The organism is Virgibacillus doumboii (genome assembly GCF_902806455.1).
In the GTDB taxonomy this organism is placed as follows: Bacteria; Bacillota; Bacilli; order Bacillales; family Amphibacillaceae; genus Lentibacillus; species Lentibacillus doumboii.
In genome coordinates this window covers 1033036-1054895 of sequence record NZ_CADCWQ010000001.1, presented here as the reverse complement: position 1 = coordinate 1054895, position 21860 = coordinate 1033036, and the positions used below count along the sequence as shown (strand labels likewise).

Sequence of the window (21860 nt, the reverse complement as noted above, 5' to 3'; positions counted from 1 at the left end):
AGGCTGAGGCCGTGCCCGCGGAAAGCATCCGCCCGGAGCGATCCCGGACGGCGGGTATAAAGAACATTCCAGTTACTGCGCAATTTACATCTTTTGTGTAAAACAACAATGCGCACAAAAACAGCCTTTTATAAACAAATAGACAAGAAAATGCAAAACATCTGCATCTCTTGTCTGATCAATCTTAAAACCCTCATCTTAACTCACGATATTGGTTGGCTGCATATGTCAAATCTTCCCTGAATAAAGGCTCTAAATTCGGACGGCGCCTGACAGCTAATGGATGATATGCTGCTGTAGTCGGATAACCTTGTACATCGTGTGTAGTCCCGCGCAAGGTCTTTACATCGACTTCAGGACTTTGAAAAAAGGACCGGACTGCCACATTTCCCAGACAAAGAATCAGTGCCGGATCTTTAGTCTTAAGTTGCTGTTCCAAATGATTCATACAAATTTTCCGTGTCTGTTCTTTATCATAAGAACGTGTCGGCTTTCTTTTTAAAATATACGTAACGTACAGGTCATCCATTGTCAATCCTGCATCATAAACACCCTTTTGCAACGTTTGTCTTGTTCCGCAAATAAATTGTTTTCCTTTAGAATCCTCACGTAAACCCGGGTTATCCAGAATAATTATAATAGGTGCTTCCGGATTACCCTCTCCCCAAACCATCCGTGTTCCGTGTTTATATAAACCACATTCTTCACACGCTTTAACATCATCAGGAGTTGGCTCCTCCGGCCATATAACTGGGCAAAAATCATACAAAGAAATCCCCTCCAAGTCTAACTTGTTTATCCTCAGTATTCCCTGAAACCGACTTAATAATTTCAGAAAGGGGTAACTAAACCATATTTGCCCAAAACTAAAAAAGACAAGGGAGAGCAACAGCTCTTCCCTTGTCTTTCTTCATTTAGCGCGCCCGGAGGGATTCGAACCCCCGGCAAACCTGGTACCGGAAACCAGTGCTCTATCCAGCTGAGCTACGGGCGCATATACGCTTTTGTTTCAATCGACACATAGGATATTATAACGCCACATTCCTATAGAAACAAGTCTTTTCTTTCAATCAATCATTTCCAGCCGTAAATTTTAATTATTATTATTTTTGAGAAAAAAGAGAAAAACCCCAAAAAACATTTAAACCTTGTATACTGTATGTTAATTCAAAACAGTCAGATAATTATTAGGGAACTTGGCTTATCGCCAGGCTTTATGGTGAAAGCATTAGTTGCACTTATGCAGTAAGAAGGTAAAAATACTTTCTTAACTGACAAAATATCATCAGCGAAGGAGGCTGCTTATGAATAACAATGCACCATTACTTGAAGTGAATAATTTACATACGCATTTTTTTACCAAAGCAGGAGTCGTAAAAGCAGTAGATGGTGTAAATTTTTCAATTAAGCCTGGTGAAACACTTGGAATCGTTGGAGAATCCGGTTCCGGTAAAAGTATAACAGCAATGTCCATCCTCGGCTTAATTCCTGCCCCACCGGGAAAAATTGTTGATGGCGATATATATTTTAACGGTGAAAATCTGCTCAACAAGTCAGCTAAACAAATGCGAAAAATTCGCGGTAAAGAGATCGCCATGGTGTTCCAGGATCCGATGACATCATTAAACCCTGTACTAACCGTTGAGCGGCAAATGATGGAAACGATACTGGCACACGAGAAGATATCCAAAAAAGCAGCGAAAGAACGTGCATTGGAATTGCTCAATCTGGTTGGTATTCCTGATCCGCATAAACGACTGAAAAACTATCCGCATGAATTCAGCGGCGGGATGCGACAGCGGGTAATGATTGCGATTGCACTGTCATGCAACCCCTCCCTGCTTATTGCTGATGAACCAACAACAGCACTTGATGTAACTATTCAAGCGCAAATTCTGGAACTATTTAAACGGATGCAAAAAGAACTTGATATGGCAATTATCATGATAACCCATGATCTGGGGGTAGTTTCTGAAGTTTGTGACAGGGTGATGGTTATGTATGCCGGAAAACCAGCAGAATTCTCAGAGACCAAAAATTTGTTTGACAATGGAAAACACCCTTATACGCTTGGTCTCATGAATTCAATACCAAGGATAACTCCTGATAAACAGAAGCTGGAGGCAATTGAAGGTGTACCGCCGGATCTAAGGGCACTGCCTAAAGGCTGCAGCTTTGCACCACGATGCAAACATGCAATGGAAAGCTGTCTGACAACAGATCCCGAGTTAAGAGAAGTTGACGATGACCACTTTGTTCGATGCTTACTATACGAGGAATCCAAGAAGGCGGTAACCACATGAGTACATTATTAGAAGTAAAAAACGTAAAAAAACATTTTCCAATAACCAATACGAACCTTTTTTCCAGGGAAAAACCTGTCTTAAAAGCTGTTGATGGGATTTCTTTTGCGGTTCAGTCGGGGGAAACGCTGGGGCTTGTCGGTGAAAGCGGATGCGGCAAGTCAACAGCAGGAAGAGTAATGCTTAAACTGCTGGAACCAACGGAAGGTGAAGTTTTTTTCAAGGGTGAAAATATTACGGCTCACCGTGGGGAAAAGCTTCGCAAACTGAGAAAAGAAATGCAGATTATTTTTCAGGATCCTTATGCATCACTCAATCCCCGTAAAACAATTGAACAAACGATAACGGAACCAATGAAGATTTTCAATATACCGAAAGCGGAGCGTAACAAAAAGCTGAAACGACTGCTGGATGTTGTTGGTTTAATGCCCTATCACAAAAACCGTTATCCGCATGAATTCAGTGGCGGTCAACGGCAGCGCATCGGGATTGCGCGGGCAATCGCACTTGAACCTGATTTAGTTATTTGTGATGAACCCGTATCGGCTTTGGATGTTTCTATTCAGGCACAGGTTATCAATTTAATGGAAGATTTACAGGAGGCGTTCAACCTTACATACATATTTATCGCCCATGACCTGAGTGTTGTACACCATATAAGTGACAGGGTGGCAGTTATGTATCTCGGTGAACTCGTCGAAACCGGTGATGTTGATGAAGTCTACCGGAATCCAAAGCACCCGTATACACAGGCACTATTATCAGCAGTCCCTGAAGCGACCCCGCATCAAAAAAAACAGCGGATTTTTTTAAAAGGTGTTTTCCCTCCCCCCGCAACCCCGCCACAGGGATGTAAATTTCACACACGCTGTCCATTTGCAGAGGAAATATGCCGCACACAGAAACCGAAGCTTAAAAAAGTTTCGGCAGATGGACAAATGGCAGCCTGTCATTTCGTTAAGGAGGTGGTTGATTAACTAACCACGCAAATGGTATCTATTACTCTATTATTTTAATTTTCAAAGGGGGACTTATCTTGAAAAAACGTAAGTTGGTATTGATGTTTGCTTTACTTTGTGCAGCATTTTTAGTATTGGCAGCATGTACGGAAGATGCAGGCACAGGATCTACTGATGACAGCCAGTCAGACAGTTCTTCCTCTGATTCTTCTGATGATCAGGAAGCTGCAGAAGCAAGCGGTGAAAAGACACTGGTGTTTGGGCGAGGTGCAGACTCTATTCAGTTGGATCCATCAAAAGTAACCGATGGTGAGTCCATCTATGTTACGAACCAGATTTATGACACGCTGGTTCGGTACAAACAGGACAGTACAGAAGTAAGACCGGCACTTGCCACCGAGTGGAGCACCAGTGATGATGGAAAAGTGTGGACATTTAAGCTTCGTGACGATGTAAAATTCCATGATGGAACTGATTTCACAGCAGAAGATGTTGTCTTTAACTTTGAGCGTTGGGCGACGTCCGGTGAATTTATATACTACGGTTATATGTTTGGCGCGACAGAGGATGACCTCGGCGGAATCATCGAAAGTGTTGAAGCAACCGGTGATTACGAAGTGAAGTTTACATTATCTGAGCCAAATGCTCCATTCCTGCAAACCTTGGCAATGCCGCCATTTGGTATTGCAAGTCCTGAAGCAGTTGAAAAACATGGCGAAAATTATTTCAAGAATCCGGTAGGTACTGGACCGTTCGTATTTGAGGAATGGGTTCCTGATGACCAGATTACGGTAACAAAAAATGAAGATTACTTTGGTGAAGTTGCCAAGGTGGATAAAGTTATTTTCCGTACCATTCCGGATAATGGGGCACGCTTCCTGGAGTTACAGGCAGGTTCAATTGATTTGATGACTGGTTTAAACCCGCAGGACATTCAAATAGCTGAAGATGATAAAAATCTGCAAATCATCCGCAGACCATCCATGAATGTCAGTTACATGGCTATGAATACAAGCAAGGAAGGCCCAATGTCCGAAAAACTGGTACGACAGGCTATCAATCTCGCAATTGATAAAGAAGAGCTGCTTAAATTGTACGAAGGCATTGGAAAGCCTGCCAAAAACCCTATTCCTCCGTCACTGTGGGGATACAATGATGAAATAGAGGACTATGGGTATGATGTCGAAGAAGCAAAAGCACTGCTGGCAGAGGCTGGTTATGCCGACGGATTTGATGTGACACTTCACACAATGGCAAACCCTAGACCATACATGCCACAGCCAAAAGTTACAGCACAGGCGATTAAGAATATGCTGAAAGATGTCAATATTAATGTTGAGATTGTTGTAAGCGACTGGGACACACATTTGACGGCAACCGAAAATGGCGAGCATGACATGGCATTCCTTGGCTGGACTGGTGATAATGGTGATCCTGATAACTTCCTGTACGTTCTTCTGGATAAAGATAATGCAAAAGTTGGTTCGGCAGGAAACATTGCATTTTACAAAAATGATGAAGTACACGACCTGTTAAAACAGGCGCAAACTGAAATGGATCAGGAAGTGCGTACGGAGCTGTATATGCAGGCACAGGAAATCATTCATGAGGATGCACCGTGGTTCCCTATTGCTCATACGACACCTCCGCTTGCAGCAAGTAAAAAAGTGGTTGATTATCTGCCGCACCCGACCGGCAGTGAGCCATTCAACTTCCTGGATATAAAACAGTAGACTGCTGAACTTTACGGGAGGTTCCTTAGTTGGAAGTTACTATCCGGAGACTGTTATTTTACTGCAGTCTCCGGAAAAAACTTGAGAATTTGTGAAATACATATCTTTTCAGAATGGGAGGTACATCGATGCTGAAATACATTATACGAAGAATTCTCATGCTTATCCCCGTATTAATTGGCGTCTCTATACTTACCTTCTCCCTTATTCATTTAGTGCCTGGTGATCCTGCTGTAAGCATGCTTGGAAACAAAGCAACCGAAGCACAATTAGAGAATTTGCGTGAAGAATTGGGCTTGAATGACCCTTACATTGTTCAATATGGACGGTTTTTAGGTGATATCCTGCAGGGTGATTTGGGTGAGTCGATACAGTCAAAAGAAGACATTGCACACGAATTAATGAATAAACTGCCTGCAACCATGGAACTTGCTTTTTTTGCAATGATTTTAGCCATCGTTGTGGGGATAGGTGCAGGGGTAATAGCCGCAGTTAAACAGTATTCATGGTTTGACAATATTACGATGACAGGAGCTTTGTTCGGTGTTTCCATGCCTATTTTCTGGCTTGGGTTAATGATGATTCTCCTATTTTCTGTTCAGCTGCAGCTCATGCCGCCTTCCGGACGATTATCATCAAGCATTGAACTTGAGACAATCACAAATTTCTATTTACTGGACAGTATTTTAACCTGGAACTGGACAGCATTTAAGGATGCATTTTTTCATCTGCTTATGCCCGGCATCGCATTAAGCACCATACCAATGGCGATAATAGCCCGTATGACAAGATCAAGCATGCTTGAAGTCATGAAACAGGATTATATCCGAACAGCTGACGCCAAAGGACTGAGGGGCCATTTGATTATATTCCGCCATGCACTGAAGAACGCCTTCCTGCCAGTATTGACGGTAATTGGCCTTCAATTCGGTTTATTACTTGGAGGTGCCGTTTTAACCGAAACAATCTTTTCATGGCCGGGTGTTGGTCGATATGTATACTTAGCTGTTCTGGGGCGTGATTACCCGATAGTCCAAAGTACTATATTGATCATTGCAACCATGTTCGTGTTAGTTAATCTGCTGACCGACTTGCTATACAAATACTTTGATCCGAGGATTAGGTATGAATAACAAAAGCGGAGGCCTAAAGTTAGACAAAGATACCCTAATGAAAGGATGTGCAGCCAATGTCATTGCAGCCGGAACCGGTACCTGATTCCAAACCAACTGATTCGCAGGAAGTTAAACAGCCGAAATCAAGCAGCTTATGGGGTGATGCCTTTTCCCGTATTATAAAAAGCAAGACATCCTTAATTGGAATGTGTATCATATTAGTTTTGATTATTACCGCTATCTTTGCACCTTTTATTGCGACACACAGTCCTACTGATTTTGAATCTGTGACTGACCGGTATCAGCCCCCTTCATCCGAGCACTTTTTAGGTACTGATGCGCTCGGTCGGGATATTTTCAGCAGGATAGTATACGGGTCACGTATTTCAATTCAAATCGGTGTTATTGCAGTCGGAATATCCATGATAATCGGTGTTTTGCTCGGTGGAATTGCAGGTTATTTTGGAAGATGGGTTGATAATGTTATCATGCGATTCATTGATATTCTAATGGCGTTCCCAAGTATTCTGTTAGCTATCGCGTTAGTCGCCGTATTGGGACCAACCCTGAGAAATGCCATGATAGCGGTCGGAATAGTCGGAATCCCGCAGTTTGCCAGGATTGTCCGATCGGCCGTTCTATCTGTAAAAGAAACGGAATATGTCGAAGCCGCCCGGGCAATCGGTGCAAAACACGGACGAACGTTAATGCAGCATGTTTTACCAAATTGTCTTGCACCGATAATAGTGCAGGCAACTTTAAGTGTTGGAACAGCCATTTTGGATGCTGCTGGACTCAGCTTTTTGGGACTCGGGGCTCAGCCGCCAAAGCCTGAATGGGGTGCCATGCTGAGTGACGGACGCGCTGCACTGCAGAACGCTCCATGGGTGGTAGCATTTCCCGGACTTGCCATTTTCCTGGTCGTGCTGGGGTTCAACTTATTTGGTGATGGCTTACGTGATGCTTTAGACCCAAGATTAAAAGAATAATTACAATTTTTAAAAAGATGTAGTATCATAAGGTAAAGCTTTTGCTTTACCTTATTTTTTATGTATTGAACCACTGCTTTCTCAAGGGGGGATTTTAAGTTGATCAGAAAATATATTCCAGCACTTGTTTGCTTTACAATCGTCATTCTTTTCACGTCGACTTCGATTGGTACCTCACAATCAAAGCATTTTAATACATACCCGAACCTGCCTGCACCGATTGGCAATGAAAAAATTCTGATTACATCCACCGGCCAGGCTGCAGAGGGCAGCATTTTACTGAATATCGCCGAAAGCCTTAATCTTGAAGCAGATTACCGACCCAGAGCACTTGGAACAGACCTGTACGATTATAGAAGTGTTGTCATAACCCTTGGATACAGCGCAAATGGACTATCCCATACGAACAGATCTTTCCAGGAAGAACTGAAACGCACCAGACAATTGGTAAAGGAAGCCAATCGCACCAAGCTTCCTATTATTCTTATTAATGTATCCGGTGCTTTCCGTGATGATAGCCGTACGTGGGAATTATTTGAGCTGATCGCTTCTTCGGCTGATTATTATATCGGATTAAAAAATATGAAAAACCCAGCACGTTCCATACAAACTTTACGTGAACACTCAGTACCAGTCACGCTTGTTAATCAATTGGAGGATTTGCATACTCCATTTAATTCTATATTTCGTTAACTTTCCTTCAGAAAGGGTGCAAACAGATGGAAACCAGAAAAAAATTAGTATTGACCGGAAGTATTGGTCTGTTTTTAATATTTTATGGTGAAATTCTGCCCCCTTTTCTGGATAATTGGACATTATTTATCGTTGAAAGCATAAACCAAAGTATTATCCAGCCTGACAGTGGATTGCTGTTGATAACATCATTTGTTTATCTTGCAAAATATCTGCTGATTTTCTTCCTTATTTACTTTGGCTCCATACTGTTGGCACACGCGTTGATAAAAGACCTGGAATCGGAATTTTTTTCGATCACGTTTATTGGGATCATTTTGCTGTCTCTTACTTTATATAATCAATTATACCAGGAGCATTTCACTTATCCCGGACATATTTTAACAACTGGAATTGTAGTACTTCTGCAATTATACATACCAAAGCAAAAGTATTTTCATTTTATATTTTCAATCATTTTATTTTTGGTGTTGCTGGCTGTGCAATGGCTGCATCTCATTCCGGCACTGACAACATTTGGCTTCGGACAAAATGATATCGCCGCCAGTATTAAAATAGCAGACAGCTTTCTAACCGGAAACAGCTTATTCAACACGATTGCTTCGATATTTTTCGTTGCATTTCTGACCATCGCTGTAATCTTTACGTTTTTAATCCATCTGGTGAACAAACAATTTCACACCGCTAAAAAATACCAGGTGCAGGAAGAAGAATTAAAAGAAACACGAACTGCTCTGATTGAGTCAAAAGTTCACGAAGAGATAAATATGCTTGTTCATGATCTGAAAACGCCACTCGTGACGGTACAGGGACTGATGTCATTAATTGATATGAAAATGCAGTCGAATGCCGGATCAGCACTTCAAAATTATTTTACACGAATGGACCATTCCATCGATAAAATGAACGACATGATTTCAGAAATATTATATGAAAATATTAAACAGGACCTGTCTGTAAAAGAGTTGCTGGAGTACGTAACCAGTCACCTCATTCTGGATGAGCAACTGGTAAATCTGGAAATTGAGATGGAAGAAAACCTGCCTCCTATTCAAGTAAATAAAATCCGTTTTTCCCGCGCTATATCAAATATTTTGGAAAATGCCATAAGTTCATTTGCCGGAAAAAAAGGATATATTCGCTTCGATGTCAAAAGTATAGATGAAGGAATTTTGTTCCGGATTCAGGATAACGGTCCAGGGATTAAATCCGAGCACTTAAAAAATATTTGGCGTGATGGCTTCAGCACAAAAAAATCATCCGGTATAGGACTTTCCTTTGTAAAACGCGTTGTGGAAAATCACAAGGGAAGTGTAACAGTTAACAGCATCCCTGGCAGCCATACACAAATGAACATCATTATTCCAGTACAAGAAACAGGTGGTGAAATCGATGAGCACTACTATATTAATAGTCGATGACAATGAAGATATCCGTTATACACTAAAAGAAATCTGTGACTATGCGGAGTGGGAAATCGTAGAAGCAGCGAATGGAAAACAGGCGGTTGAACTTTTTACAAAAATGGAGCCCAATCTGGTGCTGCTCGATTATCACATGCCGGATTGGGACGGCCTTAAAACGACAAAAGAACTGCGAAAGCATAATAAAAGTATCCCGATCATTATTCTAACAGTTGATGAACGACAGGAAATTGCGGACACTTTTTTACAGGCCGGAGCCAATGATTTTGCCTTAAAGCCAATTAAAGCACCTGATTTGATTTCCAGAATCCGGATTAACCTGAAGATTGTAAAATTAACCAGAAACGAGGATAATGTGTTTGTGGATAAGGGAATCAGTCAATCCACACTGCACTCCATTAAAAACTTTCTAATCCATCAGGAAGAGCCTGCATCAATTAATGAGATACAAAAATCACTACCCATCGCTTACCAGACCGTTCACCGGTATTTAAATTATTTGGAAGGCAGAGGTGAAGTTGAAATAATTTCTCAGTACGGTAAGCAGGGCCGCCCGAAAAACAAGTATAAACTTGTTTAGCAGTAACGTTTATTTTTCAAAGTAAAGGGAATGATGGTGAAAGAGTTTTTGCCAAATTTGCAGAACGTTTTTGTTTGACCTTTTTTGACCTATTAGTTATGATAAAAATATCCAGTATTTAAAGGATGAATCGAGATAAAATGAGGAGGATTTTCACATGAATTTAATACCTACAGTCATTGAACAGACTAACCGTGGTGAACGCGCATACGATATTTACTCACGATTATTGAAAGACCGCATAATTATGCTTGGAAGTGGCATTGACGATAATGTTGCCAACTCGATAGTCGCACAGTTGCTCTTCCTGGAGGCAGAAGATCCGGATAAGGATATCTCACTTTACATTAACTCTCCGGGCGGGTCAATCACAGCCGGAATGGCAATCTACGATACAATGCAGTTTATCAAACCGAATGTCTCCACAATCTGCACAGGTATGGCAGCATCCATGGGAGCGTTCCTGCTGGCAGCCGGTGAGAAAGGCAAACGGTATGCACTTCCAAACAGTGAAGTAATGATTCACCAGCCACTGGGCGGAACACAAGGTCAGGCAACAGATATCGAAATTCACGCGAAACGGATTATCCAAATGCGTGAAAAAATTAACGAAATTCTTGCTGAACGTACTGGTCAGCCAATTGAAGTAATCGATCGCGATACAGACCGTGATAACTTTATGTCAGCTGCAAAATCAGTAGAGTATGGCTTGATTGACAAGATTTTGGAAAGAAATGCAGATCGTAAATAAAAGTTTGATGCAAAAGTTGTTCCCGATTGGGAGCAACTTTTTTTGTTGTGGAAATTATTTTTGAGCTTCATCCCTGCTAAAATGGTGACTTTCTGCCGATGTTCCCGCTCTTCTGCTGATGTTCATGCTGTTCTGCTGATGTTCTCCCTCTTCTGCCAATATTCCCGCACACAAAAACACCTCCAAAACTCAATTTGGAGGCAGTCTCTTCTCAAGCTATTCTTTTGAAACAAATGATGTCAGATGACTAAGTGCAACTTCTTCATCTGCGCCTTCTGCAATCAATTTTATGGTTTCCCCGGTATTAACAGCCAAACTCATCAGCCCCATTATACTTTTTGCATTGACGCGTTTCCCGTCTTTTTCAAGAAATAAATTTGCCGTGTAACGATTAGCTTCCTGAACAAACTGGGCAGCCGGTCTTGCCTGCAGACCTGTTTCAAGCTCAACTTTTACCGATCTCTCAACCACATTCCTCATCTCCCTCAACTGAAATCGTTTTCAATTACTTTTGAAAAATCAGCAGCTGATTATATATTTTTTTACCAGCTGCCAGTATCTCTGAATATTTTTGAATTTTATATTAAATTATCGATAGTATATCATATAATATACGACTCTTCGACTAAAAATTAATCACTTTTTAACAGAGGATCATCATACTGGATTTTTTCCGCAAATTCATCGATTTTCTTTAAGCGATGATTCACTCCTGACTTGGAAATCTTTCCAGTCGAAACAAGCTCACCCAATTCTTTTAATGAAACATCCTGATGCTGTATGCGTAAAGTTGCGATTTCCTGCAGTTTTTCCGGAAGTGCATCAAGTCCAACCGTATTTTCAATCAGTTTGATATTTTCAATTTGGCGGAATGCTGCACCAATCGTTTTATTCAAGTTAGCTGTTTCACAATTGACAAGCCGATTCACTGAATTTCGCATATCACGGACAATTCGGACGTCCTCAAACTTAAACAATGCGTTATGCGCACCAATTATACTCAGAAATTCAGTGATTTTCTCCGCTTCCTTCAGGTATGTGATATAGCCCTTTTTCCGTTCGAGCTTTCTCGCATGGAGATTAAAGTCATTAAGCAAATCACACAATGCATCATTGTGTTCCTGGTACGAATTGTAGATTTCCAGATGGTAGGAGGACGTTTCCGGGTTATTGATCGACCCTCCTGCAAGGAAAGCACCGCGCAGATAGGATTTTTTACAGCAGGTTTTTTCCAGGTACTTAGGTGGAATGGTTTGTACGACTTCATGTGATTCTCCCATTATTCCTAAATCGGTCAGCAATTGCTGAACATCTTTTTTCAGTCGTACAATATAAACATTATTCTTTTTTAATTTCATTTTTTTCCGTACAAGTAATTCCACTGGAAAAGAATACTGCGATTTTATTAACGTATATATACGGCGTGCGATTGCAGCATTCTCGGTTTGAACATCGAGCGTATACCGTTGCCTGGACATGGATATTACGCCGTCCATGCGTATCAGTGCAGCGAGTTCGGCATATTTACAGCATGAATCCAGTTCGATTCCTGTCAGTTCTTTTTTTATTTCAGATGCAAATGACAACTCAGGCACCCCCTATAAGACCATCATATGTTTAACTGATTAACGAATGAAGCAATTTCGCTATTTTTTGTGTGTCATGACGTAAAGTTGTTCTGGATGGATTAATAATGTCACTCTCGATTATTTGCAGTCCCATTTCCAACAAACGATCGGTATCATAAACTACCGGGGCTGCGTTTTCTTCCGCATATACATCACGGACATTTTTATTAATTGGTTCATTGTGCACTACAATCGAATCAACACAGCCGTTGCCAATATGATCACTAATTGCCTGAACATGATCAGCGGCGGTATAACCGGTTGTTTCCCCCGCCTGTGTCATTACATTGCAAACATACACGACCTTACCCTTTGTTTGCTGCAGTGCCACATCAATTTGCGGAATGATCAGATTGGGCATAATACTTGTATAAAGACTTCCGGGTGCAATAACGATCAGGTCCGCCTTTTTAATAGCCCGTACAGCATTTGGCAGCGGATTTACAGGCTGTGGACTTAAAAAAACACGTTCAATCTTTTTATTGGCAAGCGGGATGTTTGATTCGCCTGATACAGTCGTTCCATCTTCCATTGTCGCATGTAATGACATACTTTCATTGGAGATCGGATAAATTTTTCCCTTTACATTTAATACACGTGATATTTCCTTTATTCCTGTATAAAAATTCCCGGTAATTGATGTCATCGCAGCGAGCAATAAATTTCCCATTGAATGCCCTGATAAGCCATTGCCGATTGTAAAACGGTGCTGAAAAAGCTCCAGCAGCATAGGCTCCGCATCAGATAAAGCGGCAATCACATTGCGAATATCACCAGGTGCAGGAATTGCCATTTCATTTCGTAATCTTCCAGTGCTTCCACCATCATCGGCTACAGTTACAAGTGCGGTTAATTTTACAGGCAGATCCTTCAGCCCGCGCAGAAGTACCGGCATCCCTGTACCTCCACCTATTACGACAACATTCGGCTGTTTATTGTTACTCATATTAATGACCCTTTCTTTTGTCGATATCGCGATGGCTTACATGGGTAATATAATTGGATGAAAGCTGCTTGGCGAAGTATTCGGCAATTGCAACGGAACGATGCTGGCCGCCTGTACAGCCAATTGCAACGACAAGCTGTGATTTACCTTCTTTTTTATACTGAGGAAGCATGAATTGCAGTAAATCAAGAACCTTTTGATTAAACTTCTGCGTATCCGACCATTTGAATACATATGAGGATACTTCCGGATTAAGTCCCGTTAGAGGCTGCATATGTGATACATAATGGGGATTTGGCAAAAATCTCACATCAAATACTAAATCAGCATCAATAGGGACACCATATTTAAATCCGAATGAAACCATATTAACAGAAAAAATCTCCTGTTTTTCCTCCGTATATGCTTTCAGGATTTTTTCGCGCAGTTCTTTAGGTTTTAAATTAGTAGTATCGATTATCCGCTGCGCCCTTCCCCTTAACTCATCCAGTATTTTTCGTTCCTGCTGAATTCCGTTAAGCGGTAATCCGCCAACTGCCAATGGATGTGAACGTCTTGTTTCTTTATATCTTGTAACCAGCGATTCATCCTTGGCATCCAGAAAAAGAATATGTTCATCGAGCCAGTCTTCCTCACCTAAGATATCCAATGCTTCGAATAAGGAATCAAAAAACTCACGGCCGCGTAAATCCATTACCAACGCTACCTGATGAATGTTGTTTGTAGAATCTCTCATCAGTTCCAGAAACTTCGGAAGCAATGCTGGAGGAAGATTATCAACACAATAATATCCCAGGTCCTCAAAGCTTTGTACAGCAACCGTTTTTCCTGCTCCCGACATTCCCGTTATAACAACCAATTTTGTTTCTTTTTCGTTAGTTGACATGAAATATTTCCCCCTTAAGCCCTGGATGGATCGAGACGTAAATCAATTAGATTATAATCTTCAGTATATGCAAACGACCCAAATAACATTGCATCAGAAGACAGAACATGTTCAAATATTTTTCTGTCCCCTTCCGCCATTGGTAAATCCTTAACATCATCAATCGCAACCCATTCTAATTCACCTTCACTGCAATATTCTGCTAGCTTACCCTCGAATTCCTTGCAAATGAAAGTAAACATCATCCATTCCTGGACAAGATCATCATCGTTAAAAATAGTAAATGTAAATGAGCCAGCCAATTGTGGTTCCGTTAAATGTAATCCGGTTTCTTCCCTGTATTCCCGGGTTACTGATTCCTTAATGGACTCGCCCTGTTCCATTTTACCACCGGGCATTGCATACCAGCCCCGCCGCGGTTTTTTTATTAATAAAATCTTATTATTATTTATTAATATGCAATTCGCAACACGTTGCATTCATTTTCACTTCTTCCGTTTAAGAGGGATTCTTATCATAATTTTAGTTAGATTTATCATTCACAATTGATATAAAATGCGACGTAACACTCACTTGTTTAATACAACTTCACCTTTCGCAGTGTCTTCTTAGCCGTGGGCAAGTGCAGAGCCTCCTCAGCTCGTACCTCGCCTCCGAGTCTCGCTTAGCTTGAACTTCTGAGCAGGAGTCTCGCATATTCCAGCTGCTGGTTTTCAAATTCTGCTTTATTCGGCATAATATTAACAAGATATAATGAGCAATATCCAGCGGAGGAAATACACGTAGACTCCTGTGGGTGGAAAGGCCCAGGTGAGACCACTGAGTGCGTTAGCACGAAGAGGGCTCATCAGCCGCCCACGGAAAGCGAAGTGTATTTCCGCAGCGGTGTTATAGCACTCAATTTTTTTACAGTACATTGCAGTTTATATTTTTTGTGTCACAAACTTCAATTACTTAACACTACTTCCATTATACAACGAAAAAAGAAGAACCAACAAGGATATGTTTCTGTTCGACAGGATCGGACAAGTAATTGCATGTATGTATTTATCAAAAAAAATACGCAAGGTGAACAGTTCACCCTGCGCAAAAACTAATTTATCTATTAAAAGGGGGTCAATTAGTTAACTACATTGTACCCCAAAAATGTTTCGAGCGTGTTACAACAGCGTTAAGAAGTAATTACTTTCTGAAAAGTTGTTGTTAACATTGAGATATCAGGATTGTGCTGCTTTTAATTCTTCCATTAAATCTTCAATATACTTTTGAGCGGATTCCGCGGCGATACTTCCATCCCCGGTTGCCGTCACAATTTGTCGAAGTGTCTTTTCACGAATATCGCCCGCAGCAAAAATGCCTGGTACAGCAGTTTCCATATTTTCATTTGTTGGAATGTACCCATCTTCATTTGTAATGCCAAGTGATTTAAACGGTTCACTTAATGGTACCATTCCGATATAAATAAATACACCTTCAATTGGATGATCATATTCTTCTCCGGTCTGGTTGTTGACTAATGAAACACTGCCGACTTTTCCATCCGGTCCGTTGATTTTTTTCGCTTCCGTGTTCCAGATAAATTCAATTTTGTCATTGTCAAACGCACGTTGCTGTATGATTTTCTGTGCGCGAAGTTCATCACGGCGATGCACGATTGTTACTTTGTCAGCAAATCGAGTCAGGTAAATTCCCTCTTCAACTGCGGAATCACCACCACCGACTACCACAAGATTTTTCTCCTTAAAAAAGGCTCCGTCACAAACTGCGCAATAGGAAACACCACGACCGCCCAATTCTTCTTCGCCAGGGATGCCAAGTTTCTTGTATTGTGCGCCTGTTGTGATAATCAAGACTCTTGTCTTATATTCTTTATTACCTGCAATAACGGTTTTATATTCACCATGATCTTCAACATTTTTAATGTCACCATACGCGTACGCAGCGCCAAACTTTTTAGCGTGTTCAAACATTTTATTTGATAAATCCGGTCCCAGAATATGTTCGTAACCAGGATAGTTCTCCACATCCTCTGTATTAGCCACCTGGCCACCCGGAATTCCGCGTTCAATCATCAGTGTATTAAGATTTGCACGTGAAGCGTAAACCGCCGCCGTCATGCCGGCAGGACCCGCACCTGCAATAATCACATCATACATTTGCTCTTCGGACATGAAATTCAGCCCCTTTTTTCACTTTTTGTTCAAGCCACATTTATCGTATAAAAACTCTTCCATTTAGTCTAATTTTATGCTCAGAGAAAATATAATCACTGGATACTACACATCCCATGGTCCCTCTTCTTTCGATAAATTGGGGTGTTTCTTGCAGCCTTCTTCCCACAGTGAAAGTGCTTTTGCCGGATTCCCCAGCTTATAAGCAGTCACACTGTACCATTTGAAATAGGAAAGATGATTTTTTACGGTCGCTTTGGGCAATTTACGAAAGCGGATGTATGCCTCCTCGTACAAGCCCGTTCTGGCCAGTGTAACTGCAAGCCGCAATTTTTGTTCCCCATGAATTGGGTATACATTTAGTAATCCCTGTATATGCCGTTCATATTCCTCTGTCCGGTCCGATTCATAATAGAAAGTTGCCAAATTGATATGACTGTAGAATGAATTTGGCTGCTCTTCTAGAATACCCTGTTCCATTTCGATTGCATCATCCTCAAATCCTGAAAAGAATAATGCTTGTGTGTAATCATGTTTCGTAGCCTTTCGTTCCGGAAATAGTGTGATCATTTCCTCGAGCAGCACAAGTGCTTTATCCCATTCTTCATTATCCATATAATAAAAAACCGTCTCCTGGTACATGAGAAGCTCATCTTCTGATTCAAGCTCCCAATCATCACTGTCATCTTCATCAAAATCGATCAGGTCCAGCAGATGTTCTGCATCTCCCCGAAAGTCACCATCGGGTTCATTATCAAGATATGATTTCGCATATTTTTTTGCATCATTTAAGAGTCCCAAATGGGCATAATTATTAGCCAATAAATAATAGCAATCCGGATACTGCCCACCAGCGGACTGCAAAACTCTTGTCAATAACTGATTTGCAGTGTGATAAGCACCCAACTCTGTATAAATAATCGACATTTGACACTGGTATAATGGGTTTTTCGGTGCCATTTCAATCGCTTTACGAAGCCATTTTATTGCGGCTTCAAATTTTCTTTTCTGAAAGGCTTCAACACCTTTTGTAAAATAAAAGTCGCCTTCTGGAATATAAGGGAGAATGTTGCCCTGTTCTTCATATGTATTTTTTTCTCTATGCTGCATGTATATCCCCCTTATAAGTCGAAGTTCATAATTAAAAGTGCAGGCACTGATGAAAAAAGGTCGCAAAATCCGACATTTCCTCTTCAAGTTTTTTACATTTCCTGACCTAAGACCAAAGTATATCACAGTTATCAACAGATTTATATATGCAAAAAAATAAAATTGGATCGATTCTTGTCGAATCAATCCAATTTGTTAACTTATTCGGTAACAATTAAATCAAAAAACTCCACCGGGAGCGGTTCCTCTGTCGTTTTATAGGTCATCTGAAGGAACAGTTTTGCAATCGCTTTTCGTCTTGGTTGACCTTTATTTGTTTCATATATGTCCTTCACAGCAATGACGCTTTCAAAAATATCACTCATTTTTTTGGCTATTTTTTTCGGATACATGAGTTGCTGGTTTTCATCGTAATACTGGATTTTTTTAATAAAGATTTCAAGTTCACTTATTGCATCATAAATTGGCGTCGTAAGTTCATCGTTGGGCAGATCCTGGAGATATGCCTTCATTTCACGAATAAAAATATGATGGATCTTGAATTTCTTCATCAACCGCAATACTTCCAAGCCAAGGATGTTTGCTGTCCCTTCCCAAACCGTCAACACCTGTGCATCTCTCAGCAGCCGTGGTGTAACAAAGTCTTCAATATAGCCATTCCCGCCATGCATTTCGATTGCTTCATGGCAAAAATGAATCGATTGTTCGGCTGTTTCTTTTTTCAAAATAGCGATATATAACCTTAGCAGAGCTTGCTCCTCAGCTGTTGCGGTGGAGTTTTTTTGCATAACCTTGTCAAATAACTTAATCACCGCAAACGTGGCACTTAATTCAACTTCCTGTTTAACCGCTAATTGAGCCAGTGTTTCCTGAACCATCGGGTAGGAAGCAAGCTTTTTTCCAAATGCTTCGCGATCGAATGCATAATCTTTTGCCTCTGTGTAGGCACGGCGCATGATTCCTACTGATGCAACAGCATTGCAGACTCTGGAAAGATTCAATGCTTCCATCATATACTTAAATCCTTGGTCAGCATCGCCTACAAGATATCCCTTCGCACCATGAAATTCCACTTCGGCTGATGGAACAGCCCGCACGCCAAGTTTATCCTTCAACCTGCGAATAGTAATGTTGTTATCTTTCCATGGAACAAGGAAAAGACTTAACCCTTTAGTACCGCTTTCTGCACCTTTTATTCGCGCCAGCACCATGGCAACACCACACATCCCTGCATTACTGGCAAAATATTTCTCACCATGGATTGTATAGTATCCGTCTTCCTCAATCGCCTCCACTTCATTTGCACCAACATCAGATCCGCCTTGCCGCTCCGTTAGAAACGTCGCCCCTTCATATAGTTCGGTATCTCCGGTAGCAAGGACATGCGGGAGAAATTCTTCTTTAAGTTTTTCGTCGGCATAATGGTCTGTTAGGTAAGCAGTAGCCATAGTTAATGTCACTGGGCAATAAAATCCAGGTTCCGCTTGTGAGAGCAGATATCCTTGAGCGAATGAATAGAGATAATTACCCTGATGGCCGAGTTCAGGGATTTCTTTATGGACATACCCGACAATTCCCGTTTCATATGTCTCTTTCACCGTTTGCTTATAGCCTTCATTCACCCAGACATGCGAAATGTCATTGCCCATTTTGTCATACTTGATCAACCTGGGCTGTCCTTCCCGGTCCGTATGGGCTGCACGTTCATCAATATCTGTAGCAACCCTGTTTCCGAATTTGGTCAGCTGCTGATCAGCATATTTATAAAAATCTGCAGGCAAATTTTGATGCAAAATATCCTGGATTTTTTTATCAGACGTGTATGCATTATTCATCTGTTAACGCCTCCTGTTATTGCTCGCGAAGTTTATTTTTCAAAAGTTTCCCTGTCATGTTACGCGGGAGTGCATCCAGCTTTTCGTAAAGCTTTGGTATTTTGTAAGATGCAACCTTTTCTTTTAAAAAAGTATGAAAGGTATTTTCCATATCGTCGACTGGCTTGTTCAATACGACAAATGCCTTTGCTGTTTCGCCCCAGTCCGGATGCGGTATCCCGACAATCGCAACATCATCAACTGCGGGATGGCCCATCAGTACTTTTTCCACCTCGTTCGGATAAATATTGACGCCGCCTGAAATGATGATATCTTTCTTGCGGTCAATCACCCAGTAATATCCGTCTTCATCCTGTTTAGCAATATCACCAGTGTATAGCCAGCCATCTTTCAGCGTTTCATCTGTCTTTACCTGATCTTTATAGTATCCCTTCATATTCCCTTCCCCACGAAGAATAATCTCGCCAGGGTCACCTGTTTTAACATCATTGCCATGTTCATCGACCAGCCGGATCTCACAGTTCAATGCTGCACGGCTGCCGACACTGCCAGCTTTCGTTTTATGTTCCTCAGGAGTCAGCAATGTTCCGTTTGGCCCAGCTTCTGTCAGGCCATACACACAGTAAAGGTTATCCGTCGCAAACCGTCCTTTTACAAATTCAACTTCCTGTTTACCCAAAGGTGCACCGCCATATACCCAATACTTCATGGAGGATAAGTCGGTATTTTCGATGGCAGGTTGTTTTGCCGTCATCAGGTATGCCACAGGCGCTCCGAAAAAGTGTGTCACTTTTTCTTTCTCCACCATGTTCAGCAGGAGGTCAGGCGTGAATGTTGGCGCGAGAACATGAGTAGCCCCGACATACAAACCGGCAGCCATGAACAGGTGAAGTGGTGCTGAATGACTTAAAGGCATCATGTGCAGGATGCGGCTTTCTTTTTTCATCGTCATTTCAATACAAATCATTGTCGCTACTGTCAAAATACTGCGATGTGTAAACACAACTCCCTTTGGATTACCAGTAGTTCCGGAAGTATACAGGATGGACACCTCATCATCTTCGGTGGCGTTCAATTCGATTGATGTCCCATCCCCTGTCAAAAGGTTATTGAGCGACTTCCAGTTTTCTTTTTCCTCGCCGGTTTTGAAACAAGCCAGCTGATTGTTTGCGCTTACATTTTTCACCTGGTCAAAAAGCAGTTCATGGGTTGCAAAAAAACGTGCATCACTATGATCGATAATATAATGGATTTCACTCTCGGTCAGCTTCGCATTAATCGGAATCGCTATTGCACCAATACGGATTGCTGCAAGATACAGGTAAAGGAATTCCTTCGTGTTCGGCATATGAATAATGAACTTATCGCCTTTTTGCACACCGGCTTTTAATAAATTTCCCCCAAGCTGATTCACAGCCATATCCCATTCATTGAAAGTGATTCGTTCCTGTGGAGTAACAATTGCCTCATGATCCGGATATTTACGTGATTGATACATTAACAGATTTGAAATGTTCATACTTACTCCCCCATTTCACCTAAATTTTGTTTAAAGTCGTCTACCAATTGTTCCATTTCCCGTCGCATCCCGATCAGTTCATCAATACGATCGGAAACTTCCTGGATTTTGATTTCACCATACTCGATTGTCCGCTTTAGCTGTTCTTTTCCAGTCGGATCCTTATCAAATAATAGAATCATTTCTTTTATCTCATCCAGCTGGAAACCGTATTTTTTGCCTCTGAAGATCAACTGGAGCTGTGTGAACTCTTTTTTGCTGTATTGTCTTTGTCCGCCTTTAGTCCTTTCCGGTTTCAGCAACCCTATCTCTTCATAGTAACGGATGGTCCGATTGGAAACATTGAAGTGGGAAGCTATTTCTGAGATGGTATATGTTTTTATTTTGAACCCCCTCCTTTGTTATTCCTGAAATCAAAATATTCTTTTAACTCAGTTTACCATTAACGTTAACGTAAAGGGCAAGATTATTTGGAGGAAAAAGAAGGATTTTTCATTGATTAGAAGAATATATAAAGTAAAACTAGATAAAGAGGTGGTTCCACTGGAATTAAATCTTAGGTTAAAAACATACGATTTACTGACTCTCGAAGCAGTTTTCCGGCGGCTTCCGGAGAAATACTTGTACAACGAATCACTTATTTCTGACTACAAGAAAGAAAAAGCCGGTTATGATGGCGAACGCACTGTTGACTATGCGCTGTCTACCTTTCCACGGAATGACTTTTTAATCATAAAAGGCCTGCGATTGGAAAACCCTCCATTTCATTTCCAAATAGACACGCTCATCCTTTCCAGAAAATTTTTCCTGATTCTTGAAATTAAGAACAATAAAGGTACATTGCAATATGATTCCAGGCAAAAGCAATTAACACAGGTAGTCGATGGTAATAAGAAATCTTATAAAGACCCGATAATGCAAGCCGAAGCACAAAAAAATCATTTGCAGATTTGGCTCCAACAGTTTGGGATTACAAGTCCTCCAATTGAAACACTTGTTGTAATAGCATTTCCTTCCACAATTATCGAAAACGTTCACAAGGACCCTCTCGTATATGAAAAAATCATTCACACTGCCAGTTTGCATGACCGAATAGAGAGACTTGAAAAAAATATACAAGAGATATTACAAGTATCGCGTCCACTAAAAAAATCGCCACTACAATGCTGCAGCGGAACGACCCGCTTCGCACCGACGTTCTTGGAGACCTGAATATCA

21 protein-coding genes and 1 tRNA gene are annotated in these 21860 nt (G+C 41.2%); 10 read left to right on the top strand and 12 right to left on the bottom strand.

What is annotated here, in order from left to right; translation table 11 throughout:
- Positions 1 to 193 precede the first annotated feature (193 nt).
- Entirely contained in the window at positions 194 to 769 is a 576-nt protein-coding gene (locus G6R02_RS04985; RefSeq protein WP_164668147.1) for a uracil-DNA glycosylase, read from the bottom strand.
- Between the two features lie 149 nt (positions 770 to 918).
- Positions 919 to 994 (bottom strand) — tRNA-Arg (locus G6R02_RS04980).
- Positions 995 to 1304: 310 nt separating this feature from the next.
- On the opposite strand from G6R02_RS04980, the gene G6R02_RS04975 reads away from it, so the two are divergent.
- The 9 genes from G6R02_RS04975 to clpP all read left to right on the top strand — a co-directional run bounded on the left by G6R02_RS04975 (position 1305) and on the right by clpP (position 10547).
- Positions 1305 to 2303 (top strand): ABC transporter ATP-binding protein, encoded by a 999-nt coding sequence (locus tag G6R02_RS04975; RefSeq protein ID WP_164668146.1) that lies wholly within the window; start codon positions 1305 to 1307, stop codon positions 2301 to 2303.
- Complete coding sequence (locus G6R02_RS04970; RefSeq protein ID WP_164668145.1) at positions 2300 to 3280, top strand: ABC transporter ATP-binding protein; 981 nt, start codon at positions 2300 to 2302, stop codon at positions 3278 to 3280. Before G6R02_RS04975 ends, G6R02_RS04970 begins: the two co-directional genes overlap by 4 nt.
- 59 nt (positions 3281 to 3339) lie before the next feature.
- The gene (locus G6R02_RS04965) at positions 3340 to 4995 is read left to right on the top strand and encodes an ABC transporter substrate-binding protein (RefSeq protein ID WP_164668144.1); all 1656 of its coding nucleotides are present in this window, start codon (positions 3340 to 3342) and stop codon (positions 4993 to 4995) included.
- Between the two features lie 128 nt (positions 4996 to 5123).
- On the top strand, positions 5124 to 6128 hold the full coding sequence (locus G6R02_RS04960; RefSeq protein WP_164668143.1) for an ABC transporter permease: 1005 nt from the start codon (positions 5124 to 5126) through the stop codon (positions 6126 to 6128).
- 56 nt (positions 6129 to 6184) lie between these two features.
- On the top strand, positions 6185 to 7099 hold the full coding sequence (gene nikC, locus G6R02_RS04955; RefSeq protein ID WP_164668142.1) for a nickel transporter permease: 915 nt from the start codon (positions 6185 to 6187) through the stop codon (positions 7097 to 7099).
- A 99-nt stretch (positions 7100 to 7198) separates the two neighbouring features.
- Positions 7199 to 7792 (top strand): DUF6305 family protein, encoded by a 594-nt coding sequence (locus G6R02_RS04950; protein WP_164668141.1) that lies wholly within the window; start codon positions 7199 to 7201, stop codon positions 7790 to 7792.
- A gap of 26 nt (positions 7793 to 7818) precedes the next feature.
- A complete protein-coding gene (locus G6R02_RS04945) occupies positions 7819 to 9213 on the top strand; it encodes a sensor histidine kinase (RefSeq protein ID WP_164668140.1) in 1395 nt (464 codons plus the stop codon).
- Positions 9185 to 9796, top strand: a complete 612-nt coding sequence (locus tag G6R02_RS04940) for a response regulator (protein ID WP_164668139.1) — start codon at positions 9185 to 9187, stop codon at positions 9794 to 9796. The genes G6R02_RS04945 and G6R02_RS04940 overlap by 29 nt, the downstream gene beginning before the upstream one ends.
- 157 nt (positions 9797 to 9953) lie before the next feature.
- Positions 9954 to 10547, top strand: coding sequence for an ATP-dependent Clp endopeptidase proteolytic subunit ClpP (gene clpP, locus G6R02_RS04935; protein ID WP_164668138.1), 594 nt, complete (start codon positions 9954 to 9956; stop codon positions 10545 to 10547).
- A gap of 216 nt (positions 10548 to 10763) precedes the next feature.
- Here the strand turns inward: clpP and G6R02_RS04930 are convergent, their stop codons facing one another.
- From G6R02_RS04930 to G6R02_RS04885, 10 genes are all read right to left on the bottom strand, one after another.
- On the bottom strand, positions 10764 to 11018 hold the full coding sequence (locus G6R02_RS04930; protein WP_164668137.1) for an HPr family phosphocarrier protein: 255 nt from the start codon (positions 11016 to 11018) through the stop codon (positions 10764 to 10766).
- A gap of 161 nt (positions 11019 to 11179) precedes the next feature.
- Complete coding sequence (whiA, locus tag G6R02_RS04925; RefSeq protein WP_164668136.1) at positions 11180 to 12133, bottom strand: DNA-binding protein WhiA; 954 nt, start codon at positions 12131 to 12133, stop codon at positions 11180 to 11182.
- Positions 12134 to 12164: 31 nt separating this feature from the next.
- Positions 12165 to 13121: a gluconeogenesis factor YvcK family protein gene (locus G6R02_RS04920; protein WP_164668135.1), complete on the bottom strand. Its 957-nt coding sequence runs from the start codon at positions 13119 to 13121 to the stop codon at positions 12165 to 12167.
- Between the two features lies 1 nt (position 13122).
- Positions 13123 to 14007 carry an RNase adapter RapZ gene (rapZ, locus tag G6R02_RS04915; RefSeq protein WP_164668134.1) on the bottom strand — a complete coding sequence of 295 codons (885 nt, stop codon included), beginning with the start codon at positions 14005 to 14007 and terminating at the stop codon, positions 13123 to 13125.
- Positions 14008 to 14021: 14 nt separating this feature from the next.
- The gene (locus G6R02_RS04910; protein WP_164668133.1) at positions 14022 to 14486 is read right to left on the bottom strand and encodes an 8-oxo-dGTP diphosphatase; all 465 of its coding nucleotides are present in this window, start codon (positions 14484 to 14486) and stop codon (positions 14022 to 14024) included.
- 738 nt (positions 14487 to 15224) lie between these two features.
- On the bottom strand, positions 15225 to 16178 hold the full coding sequence (trxB, locus tag G6R02_RS04905; protein WP_164668132.1) for a thioredoxin-disulfide reductase: 954 nt from the start codon (positions 16176 to 16178) through the stop codon (positions 15225 to 15227).
- Positions 16179 to 16283: 105 nt separating this feature from the next.
- Complete coding sequence (locus G6R02_RS04900) at positions 16284 to 17288, bottom strand: tetratricopeptide repeat protein (protein WP_164668131.1); 1005 nt, start codon at positions 17286 to 17288, stop codon at positions 16284 to 16286.
- Positions 17289 to 17488: 200 nt separating this feature from the next.
- The gene (locus G6R02_RS04895; RefSeq protein WP_164668130.1) at positions 17489 to 19123 is read right to left on the bottom strand and encodes an acyl-CoA dehydrogenase family protein; all 1635 of its coding nucleotides are present in this window, start codon (positions 19121 to 19123) and stop codon (positions 17489 to 17491) included.
- A 16-nt stretch (positions 19124 to 19139) separates the two neighbouring features.
- A complete protein-coding gene (locus G6R02_RS04890) occupies positions 19140 to 20642 on the bottom strand; it encodes a class I adenylate-forming enzyme family protein (protein WP_164668129.1) in 1503 nt (500 codons plus the stop codon).
- Between the two features lie 2 nt (positions 20643 to 20644).
- Positions 20645 to 21010 carry a MerR family transcriptional regulator gene (locus G6R02_RS04885; RefSeq protein WP_425509064.1) on the bottom strand — a complete coding sequence of 122 codons (366 nt, stop codon included), beginning with the start codon at positions 21008 to 21010 and terminating at the stop codon, positions 20645 to 20647.
- Positions 21011 to 21137: 127 nt separating this feature from the next.
- On the opposite strand from G6R02_RS04885, the gene G6R02_RS20035 reads away from it, so the two are divergent.
- Positions 21138 to 21854 carry a nuclease-related domain-containing protein gene (locus G6R02_RS20035; protein ID WP_246202514.1) on the top strand — a complete coding sequence of 239 codons (717 nt, stop codon included), beginning with the start codon at positions 21138 to 21140 and terminating at the stop codon, positions 21852 to 21854.
- Positions 21855 to 21860 lie beyond the last annotated feature (6 nt).